At 70.0% G+C, this 13,760-nt stretch carries 14 protein-coding genes; 7 read left to right on the top strand and 7 right to left on the bottom strand.

Annotated features, from left to right (window positions below):
• The first annotated feature begins 190 nt into the window (after positions 1 to 190).
• From treZ to CBQ26_RS09605, 3 genes are all read left to right on the top strand, one after another.
• The gene (gene treZ / locus CBQ26_RS09615) at positions 191 to 2,011 is read left to right on the top strand and encodes a malto-oligosyltrehalose trehalohydrolase (RefSeq protein WP_088248399.1); all 1,821 of its coding nucleotides are present in this window, start codon (positions 191 to 193) and stop codon (positions 2,009 to 2,011) included.
• Between the two features lie 41 nt (positions 2,012 to 2,052).
• Positions 2,053 to 4,896 carry a malto-oligosyltrehalose synthase gene (treY, locus tag CBQ26_RS09610; RefSeq protein WP_088248450.1) on the top strand — a complete coding sequence of 948 codons (2,844 nt, stop codon included), beginning with the start codon at positions 2,053 to 2,055 and terminating at the stop codon, positions 4,894 to 4,896.
• A gap of 96 nt (positions 4,897 to 4,992) precedes the next feature.
• Entirely contained in the window at positions 4,993 to 5,688 is a 696-nt protein-coding gene (locus CBQ26_RS09605) for a Bax inhibitor-1/YccA family protein (RefSeq protein WP_088248398.1), read from the top strand.
• A gap of 60 nt (positions 5,689 to 5,748) precedes the next feature.
• Here the strand turns inward: CBQ26_RS09605 and CBQ26_RS09600 are convergent, their stop codons facing one another.
• The gene (locus CBQ26_RS09600; protein WP_229844330.1) at positions 5,749 to 6,825 is read right to left on the bottom strand and encodes a hypothetical protein; all 1,077 of its coding nucleotides are present in this window, start codon (positions 6,823 to 6,825) and stop codon (positions 5,749 to 5,751) included.
• 17 nt (positions 6,826 to 6,842) lie between these two features.
• Positions 6,843 to 7,598 (bottom strand): metallophosphoesterase family protein, encoded by a 756-nt coding sequence (locus tag CBQ26_RS09595; protein ID WP_088248397.1) that lies wholly within the window; start codon positions 7,596 to 7,598, stop codon positions 6,843 to 6,845.
• Positions 7,599 to 7,694: 96 nt separating this feature from the next.
• On the opposite strand from CBQ26_RS09595, the gene CBQ26_RS09590 reads away from it, so the two are divergent.
• From CBQ26_RS09590 to CBQ26_RS09575, 4 genes are all read left to right on the top strand, one after another.
• Positions 7,695 to 7,916 carry a hypothetical protein gene (locus CBQ26_RS09590; RefSeq protein ID WP_088248396.1) on the top strand — a complete coding sequence of 74 codons (222 nt, stop codon included), beginning with the start codon at positions 7,695 to 7,697 and terminating at the stop codon, positions 7,914 to 7,916.
• Positions 7,917 to 7,986: 70 nt separating this feature from the next.
• Complete coding sequence (locus CBQ26_RS09585; protein WP_229844331.1) at positions 7,987 to 8,430, top strand: DoxX family protein; 444 nt, start codon at positions 7,987 to 7,989, stop codon at positions 8,428 to 8,430.
• A gap of 128 nt (positions 8,431 to 8,558) precedes the next feature.
• On the top strand, positions 8,559 to 9,197 hold the full coding sequence (locus tag CBQ26_RS09580; protein ID WP_088248395.1) for a TRAP transporter small permease subunit: 639 nt from the start codon (positions 8,559 to 8,561) through the stop codon (positions 9,195 to 9,197).
• A complete protein-coding gene (locus CBQ26_RS09575; protein WP_088248394.1) occupies positions 9,197 to 10,519 on the top strand; it encodes a TRAP transporter large permease in 1,323 nt (440 codons plus the stop codon). Before CBQ26_RS09580 ends, CBQ26_RS09575 begins: the two co-directional genes overlap by 1 nt.
• A gap of 134 nt (positions 10,520 to 10,653) precedes the next feature.
• Here CBQ26_RS09575 and CBQ26_RS09570 read toward each other — a convergent pair whose 3' ends face one another.
• From CBQ26_RS09570 to CBQ26_RS09550, 5 genes are all read right to left on the bottom strand, one after another.
• Positions 10,654 to 11,730, bottom strand: a complete 1,077-nt coding sequence (locus tag CBQ26_RS09570; protein WP_088248393.1) for a TRAP transporter substrate-binding protein — start codon at positions 11,728 to 11,730, stop codon at positions 10,654 to 10,656.
• Between the two features lie 179 nt (positions 11,731 to 11,909).
• Entirely contained in the window at positions 11,910 to 12,137 is a 228-nt protein-coding gene (locus CBQ26_RS09565) for a helix-turn-helix domain-containing protein (protein ID WP_088248392.1), read from the bottom strand.
• 1 nt (position 12,138) lies between these two features.
• Positions 12,139 to 12,570 (bottom strand): hypothetical protein, encoded by a 432-nt coding sequence (locus CBQ26_RS09560; protein WP_088248391.1) that lies wholly within the window; start codon positions 12,568 to 12,570, stop codon positions 12,139 to 12,141.
• Positions 12,567 to 13,064, bottom strand: coding sequence for a hypothetical protein (locus CBQ26_RS09555; RefSeq protein ID WP_088248390.1), 498 nt, complete (start codon positions 13,062 to 13,064; stop codon positions 12,567 to 12,569). The genes CBQ26_RS09560 and CBQ26_RS09555 overlap by 4 nt, the downstream gene beginning before the upstream one ends.
• On the bottom strand, positions 13,061 to 13,699 hold the full coding sequence (locus CBQ26_RS09550) for a DUF2975 domain-containing protein (protein ID WP_088248389.1): 639 nt from the start codon (positions 13,697 to 13,699) through the stop codon (positions 13,061 to 13,063). The genes CBQ26_RS09555 and CBQ26_RS09550 overlap by 4 nt, the downstream gene beginning before the upstream one ends.
• Positions 13,700 to 13,760 lie beyond the last annotated feature (61 nt).

The raw sequence follows: 13,760 nt of genomic DNA, 5'->3' as shown, positions 1-13,760 counted from the left end.
GGGCGGCGCGGCCGGGAGGGGACTGTCCTCTCCCGGCCGCGCCCTGTTGTAGGCCGGACGGTGACGCGCCAGAGGGTTGTGTGCCGGGTATGGAGGTGAGGTTGAGGGTGTTCTCATGGCGGCGGTGGAGGGGGCCACTAGCCTGAGTCCATTGCCACGCCGGTCAGGGTGGCGTGGGGGGAGGGCAATCATGAGTGACGACTACGCGGCCCGGCAGGACAGTCCGCAGGATCAGGTGAGGTCGAGGCTGGGAGCGCACCTGCTGCCCGGCGGTCAGGAGACCCGGTTCCGGGTGTGGAGCACCCGCGCACAGCAGGTGGCGGTGCGGGTGAATGGCGAGCGGCACCTGATGGAAGCGCTTCCCGGTGCGTACTTCGAGCTGGTCCTGCCGGTCGGGGCGGGCAGCCGGTACCTGTTCGAACTCGACGGCCAGCCCACGCCGGACCCCTACGCGCGGTTCCTGCCGGACGGCGTGCACGCCGAGGCCGAGGTGGTGGACCTGGGTGCGTACCGCTGGCAGCACACCGACTGGACTGGCCGGCCGCTACCGGAGTGCGTGTTCTACGAGTTGCACGTGGGCACCTTCACGCCGGAAGGCACGCTGCGGGCCGCGCAGGAGCGGCTGCCGTACCTGCGGGATCTGGGCGTGACGGCCGTGCAGCTGATGCCGCTGGCCGCCTTCCCCGGTGGGCGCGGCTGGGGGTACGACGGCGTGGCGATGTACGCGCCGTTCGCGCCGTACGGCCGTCCCGAGGACCTGATGGCGTTCGTGGACGCCGCGCACGGGCTGGGGCTGGCGGTGTTCCTGGACGTCGTGTACAACCATTTCGGGCCGGACGGCAACTACCTGCTGTCGTACAGCCCGTCGTACTTCACGGACCGCTTCCATACCGCGTGGGGACAGGGCCTGGACTACGCCGAGGAGCACATGCGGCGGTACATCACGGGGAACGCCCGGATGTGGTTGCAGGACTACCGGCTCGACGGGCTGCGGCTGGACGCGACGGCCGCCATGCAGGACGACAGCGAGGTGCACATCCTGCGGGAGCTGGCGCGCGAGGTCCATGCGCTGGGCGGGCATCACGTCCTGCTGGCCGAGGATCACCGCAACGAGCCGTCCCTGGTGACCGGGGACGGCCTGGACGGCATCTGGGTGGATGACTTTCATCATGAGGTCCGCGTGACCCTGACGGACGAGCAGGAAGGGTACTACGGCGGGTTCCGGGGCGGCGCGGCCGAACTGGCGCAGGTCATCAACCGCGGCTGGAAGTACGAGGGGCAGTTCTGGAACGTGACGGGTGAGGAGCATCACCGGGGACAGCCGGCCGACGCGCTGGAAGCGCCGAGTTTCGTGTACTGCATCCAGAACCACGACCAGATCGGGAACCGCGCGCTGGGTGACCGGCTGCATCAGGCGGACGGCGTGACGCTCGCCGAGTACCGGGGGGCCGGCACGCTGCTGCTGACGCTGCCCATGACGCCGCTGCTCTTCCAGGGGCAGGAGTGGGCGGCCGGGACGCCCTTCCCGTTCTTCAGCGACCATCACGGCGAGCTGGGGCAACTGGTCAGCGAGGGCCGCCGCCGCGAGTTCGCGTACTTCTCCAGTTTCAGCGGTGAGAACATCCCGGACCCGCAGGCGGAGGAAACGTTCCGGAGCGCGAAACTCGACTGGTCCGAACTGGAACGCGGTGAGCACGCGCGCACGCTGGCGCTGTACCGCCGGCTGCTTCACCTGCGGCGGCACGACCCGGTGCTGTGCGAGCGGTCCCGGCGGTTCCTGTCGGCCGGCAGCCGCGAGGACGGGCAGGTGCTGTGGGTGCAGTGGCGGACGCCGCAGGGCCAGCGGACGCTGCTGTGGAACCTGGGTTCGCAGCCGCTGGACAGCCTGAGCGGACTGCCGGTCACGCCCGGCGCGCCGGTCCTGCTCCGCTCGGAGGACCCCGACGGGGCTCCCCTGAGTGCGCGGCCGCTGGTGCCGGGCGAGGCGCTGCTGCTGGGAGACCCGGCGTGAGCGGCGCGACGGTGAAGGACGGGGCGGTGAAGGACGGGGGCGTGAGGAACGGGGCCGCCCCGGACGGATTCACGCCGCACCTGCCGGCCGCCACGTACCGCCTGCAACTGCACCGCGACTTCGATTTCGCGGCGGCGCGGCGCACCCTGCCGTACCTGAAACGGCTGGGCGTGACCGACGTGTACCTGTCGCCCATCTGGACCAGCACGCCCGGCAGTACCCACGGGTACGACGTGACCGACCACGCGCAGATCAACCCGGAACTGGGCGGCCTGCCGGGGCTGCGCCGCCTGTCCGCGCGGGCGCGGGAGCTGGGCCTGGGCCTGATCGTGGATTTCGTGCCGAACCACATGGGCATCCAGGGCGGGCACAATCCCTACTGGGAGGACGTGCTGCGCCACGGGCAGGCCAGCCGCTACGCGCACTTCTTCGACATCTCGTGGCAGCCGCTGAAACGCGCGCTGGAGGGCCGGGTGCTGCTGCCGGTGCTGGGCGACCAGTACGGCCGGGTGCTGGAGCGCGGCGAACTGCAACTGGAACGGGTGGGCGGCGTGTTCACCCTGCGGTACTGGGAGCGGGCGCTGCCGATGTCGCCGCGCTCCGTGGCGCACGTGCTGGCGTGGGTGCAGGAGGCGCTGCCGTCCGGGACGGACACGGCGACCCGCGCGGAACTGGCGAGTATCCGCCGCAGCGTGGATAACCTGCCGCGCAGCACGTCCGGCGACCTGACCGACACGGACCGCGTGATCCGCGCGCAGGAGGTCGAGGTCATGACCCGGCGCGTGCAGGCGCTGGCCGAGGCGTCGGGTGCGGTGCGCGCCGCGCTGGACGCGACCGTCAGGGCCGTGAATGCCGACCACGCCCGCCTGGACGCGCTGGTGAGCGAGCAGAACTACCGGCTGGCGTTCTGGAAGGTCGCGGCCGAGGAGATCAACTACCGCCGGTTCTTCGACATCAACGACCTCGCGGCGCTGCGCATGGAGGACCCGCGCGTGTTCGCCTGGGCGCACGCCACGCTGTTCGAACTGCTGCGCGAGGGACTGGTGCAGGGCGTGCGGCTCGACCATACTGACGGCCTGTTCGACCCGGCCGGGTACTTCCAGTCGTTGCAGGCCGGCGCCGCGAACGCGCTGGGCCTGGACCCGGTCGCGGCGCTGCGGGACGGACCGCTGCCGCTGTACGTGGTCGCCGAGAAGATCCTGGAACCCGGTGAGGTCCTGCCGGACGCCTGGGCGATTCACGGCACGACCGGGTACGACTTCCTGGCGCAGCTGAACGGCGTGTTCGTGGACGGCGCGAACGAGGAGGAGATCAGCGCCGTGTACCGCCGCTTCACCGGGGACCGCTCCTCGTACGGGGAGCACCTGTACCGGGGCAAGCACCTGATCCAGCGGGTCAGCCTGCCGGGCGAGGTGAACGTGCTGGCCGAGCACCTGGAGCGGCTGGCCGAGGCGGACCTGCACGCGCGGGACTTCACGCTGAGCACGCTGCGCGCCGCGATCCGCGAGGTGATCGCGTCGTTCCCGGTGTACCGCACGTACATCCGCGCGGACGGGGCGCGGGAACCCGGTGACGACGCGAAGATCGCGCACGCCATCCGCGACGCCAAAACCCAGAACCGCCGCGCCGGGGCGCCGCTGGACCCCAGCGTGTTCGACTACCTGCACGCGGTCCTGACCCTGAAGGCCCCGGATGCGGGCACGCAGGAGGCGTACGCGGACTTCACCCTGAAATTCCAGCAGCTGACCGGCCCCGTGACCGCCAAGGGCGCCGAGGACACGGCCTTCTACCGCTACGCCCGGCTGCTGTCCCTGAACGAGGTGGGGGGCGACCCGGCGCTGTTCGGCACGCCGCTGCGGACCTTCCACGCGGCCGCTGCGGCGCGGGCAGCGCACTGGCCGCAGGCGATGCTGGCCGGCAGCACGCACGACACCAAACGCGGCGAGGACACCCGCGCGCGCATCAGTGTCCTGTCCGAGATCCCGCAGACCTGGGCGGCATACCTGAGCCGCTGGTCGCCGCTGATCCGGTCCCTGGAAACCGAACTGGACCTGGGCCGCGCGCCCACCACCGCCGACGCCTTCGTGCTGCTGCAGAACGCCCTGGGCGCGTACCCGCTCGACGGCCGCACGGAGGACTTCGCCGACCGACTGAGCGCGTACATGCTCAAGGCGGCGCGCGAGGCGAAACTGCGGACCAGCTGGGCCGCGCCGGACAGCGACTACGAGGAGGCGCTGGACGCCCTGGTGCGCGGCCTGATCGGCAACGACACCTTCATGGACTCGCTGCGGGAACTGCACGGCCGGATCAGTCCGTACGGCGCGCAGAACGGCCTGAGCGCCGCGCTGGTGCGCCTGAGCGCGCCGGGCGTGCCGGACACATACCAGGGCAGCGAGGGCTGGAACCAGAGTCTGGTGGACCCCGACAACCGCCGCCCCGTGGACTACGGCGCGCTGAACCGCACGCTGGGCCGCCTGGAACGCGGCGCAGGCCCCGCGCTGGCCGGGCGGCTACTGGACACTTTCGGGGACGGCAGCGTGAAAGTCCTGGTCACCTGGGCGGCGCTGAAGGCCCGCGCCGACCACCCGGAGCTGTTCCGGCACGGCTCGTACCACGCCCTGGAGGCCGGGCGGCACGTCGTGGCGTTCCGCCGCGAGCACGCCGGGCAGCTGGCCGTGACGGTCGCGCCGCGCCTGACCCTGACCCTCACGCGCGAGCAGCGCCCCTGGGCGACCGCCGAGGCGTGGGGGAACCGCCAGATTACCCTGCCGGCCGGGACGTACACGAACGCCCTGACCGGCGAGACGCTGCGCGTCCGGGCGGCCCGCACGCCACTGGCGAAGGTGCTGGAGAACTTCCCGCTGGCGCTGCTGATCCGCCAGTAGGCCAGGAGGGTGGCGGCGGGGCTGGATCAACGCATCCTCAAGAACGCGGCCGGCGCGGCGGGAACTCCCGTCAGGCCGGGCGCGTATTCTTGGTGTATGCAGACCTACCCCTCCACCCAGTCGAGAACCACGGACATCGTCCGGACGTTCATGGCCCGCACGTACTCGTGGATGGCTGCCGGTCTGGCCCTCACGGCCGGTATCGCGTGGCTGACCGCCAGCAACGAAGTCCTCGCCCTGCAGGTCCTGAACCTGCGCATGCCGCTGATCATCGCGCAGCTGGCCCTGGTGTTCGTCCTGAGCCTGGGCGCCCAGCGACTCCCGAGCGCGCTGGCCGGCGTGCTGTTCATCGTGTACGCCGCCCTGACCGGCCTGACCTTCTCCTCGATCCTGCTGGCCTACGACATGAGCGCCGTGACGGCCGCGTTCGCCACAACCGCCGGCACCTTCGGCCTGATGAGCGTGGCGGGCTTCGTGATCAAGAAGGACCTGAGCGCCATGGGCCGCTTCTTCATGTTCGCGGTGCTGGGCCTGTTCGTCGCGATGATCGTGAACCTGTTCGTGGCGAGCGGCCCCCTGACCCTGATCATCAGCGTGGTCGGCGTGCTGCTGTTCGCGGGCCTGACCGCCTACGACACCCAGATGCTGCGCAACCTCGCCCTGAGCGGCATTCAGGGTGAGCAGGCCGAGCGGGCCGCCATCAACGGCGCGCTGGCGCTGTACCTGGACTTCATCAACATGTTCCTGTTCATCCTGCGTCTGTTCGGGATCGGTGGCGGCAGCCGCGACTGACAGCTCAACCCGGAAAGCGCCCCCGCCAGTGGCTCGGCGGGGGCGCTTTTCCTGTTCAGGTCAGTTCGGGTACAGCGTCTTCACGAGCGGGCTGTTCAGGTTCGCGTCGCCGCGCAGGGTGGCGTACGGCAGCGTGACGGTCTCGGCGCACACGCCCACGACGTGCGGCAGGTCGCTGGGGGTCAGGTTCACACCCGTGGCGCTCAGGTGGGCGGTGAAGTCTCCGGCACTGTCCCGCAGGACGTTCAGGCAGTCGGTGTCCACCTGCGCTTTCACGCCCGACAGGTACAGCGTCTTCTGGCGCGCGGCACTCAGTTTGGGGAACAGGGTGGTCAGCGGGACGGCGCGGCCCGTGACGCGGTCCAAGATGACGCCCTCGGTCCAGTACGAGGGGTGTGCGCCGCCGCAGTAGTAGTCCACGTCTTCGCGCAGGCTGAGCAGACGGGCGTTCGACAGCGTGATCCCGGCACTCAGGTTGTAGCCCTCCTGCGGGTCCTTCTGGGCCGATTCGGGCAGCGTGGCCCGGCAGTCCAGGGCGTCCGCCGCGTGGCGCAGCTGCCGGTCCTGCAGCGCGGCGTTCAGCGCGCCGCTCGCGCCGGGCACGCGCGGGTACGTCACGCCGGACAGCGGTTCACGCACCGCGCGCCCACCGGGCAGGGTGACCCAGGGGCGGTTCAGTTTCAGGAACGCCAGGGGGTCGTCACGGCGCAGCGCACTCAGGCCCGGCGACAGGGGGAGACGCATCGGCAGGCTGGCCGTGTCCAGCGGCGTCAGGTTCACCTCCAGCGCCCTGGCCGCGCCGGGGGCCTGCCACGTTCCCTTCAGGCCGCCAGGAGCGGGCATCAGGGTGAAACAGCCGGTCAGCACGCGCTCACCGAAGTCCCGGCGGACGCTTTCCTCCAGCACCAGCGCGTTCCCGCTGCGGCGGGCCTCCAGGAACAGGTCGAGGCTGCGGCCCTCGTAGAAGTACCGCGACTCGCCCCTGGGGTCGAAGCTCAGTGCGACCGGCAGCGCGCCGAGGGTTCCCCGGAACGCCCCGGCGCGCGCCCAGTCGGGCTGCCCCTCGGTGCCGCCACACCCGGCAGCCTGGGCGCCCGTACCGAGGACGAGCGCAGCGGTGAACATCCATCGCAACATGCGTGCAGCGTACACCGTCAGGGCTGCGGCCCTTCCCACACGCCGTCGCCGCGCACGTCCATCGTGCCGGTGCGCAGCAGGCTGGTCTCGCCGTTCCCGAAGGGCGTGTGGGTGGCGGCCCAGGCGACGGCCGCCTCGATGTCGTACTCCGTGACGTGGAAGGTGACGGCCCAGCGGCCATTCACGCGGTCCAGTTGCGTCCAGCGGGCGCGGGGGTCGCCGTCCACCTGATCGCTGACCGCCCCGGCGTTCACGACCAGCGTGTCGCCCACGCGGGTCGCGCCGGGCCGGTGGGTGTGACCGCACACGACCACGCCGGCGTTCAGGGAGTCCACCCGGGCGCGCAGGCTCCGGGGGTCGCGGGCGCGGTAGAACCCGGCCGGGTCCCAGGCCCACAGCAGGCTGTCCCAGGCGCTGTCCGGGGTGCCGTGAAAGGCCAGCAGGTCCCCGGCCCGTGCGGTCAGCGGCAGGGCGGCCACGCGCGCCAGCAGCGCCGGGTCGGTGTGCGCCTCCAGCCACGCCCCGTACGCCCGCGAGAGCGCCGAGCGGCGGCCGCCCGGCCAGAGTTTCTCCTCGTTGTTGCCGCGTACCTCCAGCGCGCCCGCCCGCGCCAGCTGCGCCTGGGCGATCAGGGCGCGGGCGGGGTCGGCGCTGCCCTCGACCTGATCGCCCAGGTTCACGGTCAGGTCCGGCGCGGCGGCCCGGACCTCGCGCAGCACGGCTTCCAGCGCGAAGGCGTTCCCGTGGACGTCACTGATCACCGCGACCCTCATGCGACGCAGGATAGCGACTTGAGGCTCACTTCATCTCTGAAGTGCCGTTCACGCGCGCCACAAGGACGCCCGGCAGCGACCTGTCAGGGTAGGGGTATGCCTGACAAAGACGACAAGAACAAGGGCCACACCAGCCAGCCCCAGGATTACGACCGCAACAAGAAGGAAGTGCATGAGATCGAGCACGACAACCAGCCGTCGGTCAAGAGCGCCAACGACCGCGAGGCCCAGGCGCCCCGCAACAACAACGACGGCCTGAGCGACAAGGAACTGAAGGACCGCGAGGAAGCCCGCAGCGTGCCCGCCAGCAACGGCTGAACCCCGCTGCCCTGACCACCGGAGCCTGCGGGCTCCTTTTCTTTTGCCCTGAAATGCGCGAGGCTGCGCCATGTCCCGCCGCCCCGCCCATGACCACCACACCCGTGAAGCGCCCCGGCCCACGCCCGGCGTGCTGCTCCTGAGCGCCCTGTTCGTCGGGGCGGGCGCGCTGCATTTCATCACGCCGCGCCCCTTCGACAGCATCGTGCCCAGCTGGGTGCCGTTCCCGGCGCGGACCGCCACGCTCCTGAGCGGCGCGGCCGAGGTGCTGGGCGGCCTGGGCCTGCTGCACCCCGCCACGCGCCCCGCCGCCCGCTGGGGCCTGCTGGCGCTGCTGCTGGCGGTGTTCCCGGCGAACGTGGCCATGGCGCAGTCCCCGGAACGCTTCGGGCTGCCCGGCTGGGCCTTGTGGGCGCGGCTGCCGCTGCAACCGCTGCTGATGTGGGCCGTGTGGCGCGCCGGTCGGCGCGGACCGTCCCCGGCGCCGCGCCGGGCCGCCGCGCGGGCAGACTGAGCCGCAAATGTGACACCCACCCCGTATACTCGTGCGCAAGTACAAATTTATGGCCGGGGGCGTCACCGTTCGCCTGGACGGGTGAGACGTGACGCGGTCCGGGAAGGGTGGCGAATGTGTCGGCATTGATGGGCCTCGCACGGGGCATTGACCGTTTCTCGCATGGGCTGGGGGTCCTGACGGGCCTGCTCACGCTCCTGATGATCGGGGTGGGGCTGTTCAACGTCCTGGGCCGGTTCGTGGACCGGTACGCCGGGACGGCGCTGTCCAGCAACTCGCTGCTGGAAGCGCAGTGGTACCTGTTCAGCGCGGTGTTCCTGATCGGCGGCGCGTACGTGCTGAGCCGCGACGAGCACGTCCGCGTGGACCTGCTGTACTCCCGCCTGACGCAGCGCGCCCGCGCGTGGATCAACCTGCTGGGCACGCTGCTGTTCCTGCTGCCGTTCTGCGTGCTGATGCTGAACGTGTCCTGGCCGTGGTTCCTGCTGAGCTACCGGGGCAACGAGGGCAGCCCGGACCCCGGCGGACTGCTGCGCTGGCCGGTGAAACTGCTGGTGCCGCTGGGCTTCGTGCTGCTGCTGATCGCGGGCGTCGGCATGGGCCTGCGGGCGCTGGGCGTCCTGAGCGGTCACCACCGCTACGAGGACCATGACGAGGTGCAGGCCGCGCTGGCCGACGTGGAACTCAGCGACGAGGAACGCCGCGCGCTGGACGAACTGGAACTCGCGCGGGCCGAGGCGCAGCGCCGCGACGCCGGAGGCAACTGATGGACGCCCTCGGACTGTGGATGTTCCTGGGCGCCTTCGCGCTGATCTTCACCGGGTACCCGGTTGCGTTCGCGCTGGCCGGAACCGCCATCATCTTCGGCCTGATCGGACTGGCGACCGGGCAGTTCGACGCGCTGCTGCTGCGCGCCCTGCCGGACCGCATCTTCGGGAACATGAGCAACTTCACGCTGCTCGCCATTCCGTACTTCGTGTTCATGGGCGGCATCCTGGGCAAGAGCGGACTGGCCGAGGACCTGCTGCGCACGGCGGGCCTGCTGTTCGGACGGCTGCGCGGCGGGATCGCGGTGGCCGTGGTGCTGGTGGGCATGCTGCTGGCCGCCACGACCGGCGTGGTCGCCGCGACCGTCGTGACCATGGGCCTGATCAGCCTGCCGATCATGCTGAAGTACGGGTACGACAAGGGCCTCGCCAGCGGCGTGATCGTCGCGTCCGGCACGCTGGGGCAGATCATTCCGCCCAGCGTGGTGCTGGTGGTGCTGGGCAGCGAACTGGGCGTGTCGGTCGGGGACCTGTTCCTGGGGTCGCTGGTGCCGGGGCTGATGCTGGGCGGCCTGTACATCGCGTACGTGCTGATCCGCGCCCGCCTGAACCCGGCCCTGGCGCCCGCCATGCCCGCCGAGGAACTGAACATCAGCCGGGGCGCGCTGCTGAAGCAGGTGGTGCGCGCCATGGTGCCGCCCCTGATCCTGATCTTCGTGGTGCTCGGCTCGATCTTCTACGGCGTGGCGACCGCCACCGAGGCCGGCGCGGTCGGCGCACTCGGCGCGGTGCTGCTGGCCCTGGCCAACCGCCGCCTGACCCGCGCGGCCCTGTGGGACGTGACGCTCTCCAGCGCCCGCCTGACGGCCTTCGTGATGTTCATCCTGATCGGCTCGACGGCGTTCTCACTGGTGTTCCGCGCGCTGGACGGCGACCTGTTCATGCAGAACCTGCTGACCACCCTGCCCGGCGGCGTGATCGGGTTCCTGATCCTGACGAACCTCGTGATCTTCATCCTGGGCTGCTTCCTGGACTTCTTCGAGATCGCGTTCATCGTGCTGCCGCTGTTCGCGCCGGTCGCGCGGGAACTGGGCATCGACATGATCTGGTTCGGCATCCTGATCGGCATCAACCTGCAGACCAGCTTCCTGACCCCCCCGTTCGGCTTCAGTCTGTTCTACCTGCGCGGCATCGCCGGGCGCGCCCTGGCGACCGCCGACATCTACCGGGGCGTGGTGCCGTTCATCGCCATCCAGCTGCTCGTGCTGGTGCTGTGCATCGTGTTCCCCGGCCTGACGGGCCTGCGCGCCGCCGGTCCCTGAACGCACCCGCTCCCGCGCCCCTGGCCACTCGCTCCCCGGCCAGGGGCGCTTTCTTTCATGCCGCTACCGCGCCGGGACGGCACAGAAGACGTGCGCTCCCACCCTGAGGCAGGAGCGCACGCCGGGACCGCCGTTCAGCTCTTGAAGTCCATCATGGCCTTCTCGTTCACCTGATGCCAGTTCCGCACGTTGTTCCGGAACCCGTTCCACTGCGTGTAGACCTTCTTGTACCCCGCGTTCTTGGCGGAGTTCTCGGCGTGCAGTTCCTGCGTGGCCTTGTTCGCGGCGGTCAGGATGTCGTTCGAGAAGCGGCGCAGCTGCGTGCCGCCCCGCTGCAGGCGCACCAGCGCCGCCTGGTTCTTCGCGTCGTACTCGGCCATCATGGTCACGTTCGCCTCGGCGCAGGCGGTCGCCAGGATCTCGCGGTACGCCTTGGGCAGCGCGTTGTACTGCTTCTGGTTCACGATGAAATCCACGTTCGGGCCGGGTTCCCACCAGCCGGGGTAGTAGTAGAACTTCGCGGCCTTCTGCAACCCGAGTTTCTCGTCGTCGTACGGCCCGACCCACTCGGCCGCGTCGATGGCGCCACGGTCCAGCGCCAGGTAGATCTCGCCGCCGGGGATGACCTGCACGTTCGCGCCCAGTTTCGCCATGACCTGCCCGCCCAGCCCCGGAATGCGGACCTTCTTCCCGCGAAGCTGCGCGGCCGTCTTGACCTCCTGCTTCCACCAGCCGCCCATCTGCGCGCCGGTGTTCCCGGCCGGGAAGTTGATCACGCCGAACTGCCCGTACACCTCACGCAGCAGCGCCATGCCGCCCCCGTGGTACATCCAGGCGTTCTGCTCGGTCACGCTCAGGCCGAACGGCACGCTGGTCGCGAAGCCCAGGGTGGGGTCCTTGCCCACGAAGTAGTACCCGCAGGTGTGACCGCACTCGACGGTGCCCTGCTGCACGGCGTCCAGCACCTGCAGGCCCGGCACGAGTTCCCCGGCCTCGTAGGCGCGGATCTGGAACTTCCCGTCGGTCATGGCCGCCACCCGCTCGGCGACCGTGCTGGCCCCGCCGAAAATGGTGTCCAGGCTCTTGGGGAAGCTCGAAGCGCAGCGCCAGCGCACGTTGCCGCTCTGCGCGAAGCTGTGCGGCGAGAAGACGGTGCTGGCCGCAGCGGTGGCGGCGGCGCCCTTCAGGAACTTACGACGGTTGATTCCCATGTGGACCTCCCGATCCGGGCGAGGCCCCGGTGGCCTCTGCACTTCCCCGGTTCGTCCTGTGATTGTGTGGTGCCTGCCAGTATAGCGGCGCGGCGACACGATGCCGTCACACCCTGTGGTCCGTACCTTCTGAACCGGCGGACCAGGCTTTCAGGCGTCCGCACCCACATCCAGAAAGATCAGAGGTCGTCGAACTCCGGGGGGCCGTCCTCCCAGCGCAGCAGGTCGCCGGGCTGACAATCCAGCGCGCGGCACAGGGCGTCCAGGGTGCTGAATCGTACCGCGCGGGCTTTCCCGGTCTTCAGGATGCTGAGGTTCGCCAGGGTGATCCCCACCCGCGAAGAGAGTTCCGAGAGGGTCATGCCCCGCTGCGCCAGCAGGTCGTCGAGATGCACGCGGATGGGCATGTCAGACCGTCAGTTCCTCGTCGCGCAGCACTTGGAACGTGACGTTCAGCACCGCCGCGAACGCCAGCAGACCCAGGCCGGGCAGGCTTGAAAACACGAGCAGTCCAGCGCTGCTGGCGAGCAGCAGCGGATCGGCGGTGACCAGCGGCAGCAGGGCAGGAACGACCTGCCCGGCCAGCAGCGCCACGCCCGCCAGCGCGACCTCTCGCGGGATGACGCTCAGGTTGCCCTGCCGGCTGGCCCGGGCGGCCCGCCACAGGAACAGCAGGGCCAGCGCGCCCGGGAGACTCCCCAGGAGCATCTGGGGCAACGCGGACCAGCCCCGCTGGGCCAGTCCGTAGATCAGCGCGGCCGTGCCGAGCAACAGGCCCAACTGGCACAGGCGTTCGAGGCGCGTCAGGGCGCGGGTGCGCAGCAGCAGAGTCAGGGTCATATGGTCGTCCTCTGGCGGTCCAGGCTGGCGCGCCCCTCGTCCAGCCAGCCGGAGAGCGCCATGAGCAGCAGCGGCAGCGCCACGGACACCAGAGTACCGAGCAGCAGCTCAGGGCTGAGCAGGACGCCCAGCAGCGCGCCAGTCGAGCGGTCCGTCAGCCCGAGGTCGGGCGCCATGCGCCACACGGCAGCCAGCGAGAGTGGGGTGCCCAGCAGGGCGCTCCAGAAGAGGCGCTGCCCGGCGCGAAACAGGTGTTCGCTGACCTCACCGTGCAGGGGGCCGTTCCGGCGGGTCAGCCCGATGGCGCGGTTCAGGTGCCAGTACCCGGCGAAACTGACCCCCGCCCACAGGCCCAGCGCCGCGCTGAGGCGCAGGTCATGCGGAATGAACGTCAGGGCCGCGAGGATCAGCAGGCCCAGCCCGACCAGACTGAGGACCGTGGGAACCGTCAGGAGCAGCAGCAGGACATTCAGGGTGTGCCGGTGTGGGGTCATACGGTCAGCTCCTGTTCGGCGCGCAGCTGGCGTTCCTGCTCGCGGATGTGTGCCGCCTGGGTGAGGGCGGCGGCGAACAGCACGCAGACCGCAGCGATCAAGAGGGGCGTAAGATCCACACCGAACAGATTGAAGAGCGGTTGCATGGCGTTGCCTTGGTGAACAATGGCGTCTTCCGGGAGCTGGCGGCGCAACGCCTCAAGCGGATGGCTGCGTGCAGTCACCCAACCGTTCAGGGTTGGTTGCACGACGGCCAGAACCTGCCAAATCAGAGCCAGTCGCGCAGACACCGTCAGATCGCGGACATTATGTGGATGGAACGGGTCACTCAGCAGGCGGCGCGTGAACTGCCGGGCGCCCCACAGCAGAGCGATCAGGCACGCGATGAATAGGGTAAAGCCAGCGAGCCAGACATTTCTGGCCCATTCCGGCAAGTCACTGAGCGGCAGATGGAAGTTCGAGAGGTCGTACCGGCCGCCCGGAAGGCTGAGCGTGATGTCGAGGGGAACAGTCAGGCTATACGTCGCTGGCGAACGCATGTTCAACAGAAAAAAGCACAGCCCCAGAGCCGTCAGTACGGCCATAAGGGTCAGTGTAAAGGTCAGGATGGTCTGGGCGCGGGCGGGGGTCAGCATGGGGCCTCCAGGGATTTATCGATCTTCGATATTATCGTTTTTCAATATGATCGCTGGGCCG

The organism is Deinococcus indicus, from assembly GCF_002198095.1.
Classification (GTDB): domain Bacteria; phylum Deinococcota; class Deinococci; order Deinococcales; family Deinococcaceae; genus Deinococcus; species Deinococcus caeni.
This window is presented reverse-complemented; position numbering and strand designations above follow the sequence as displayed.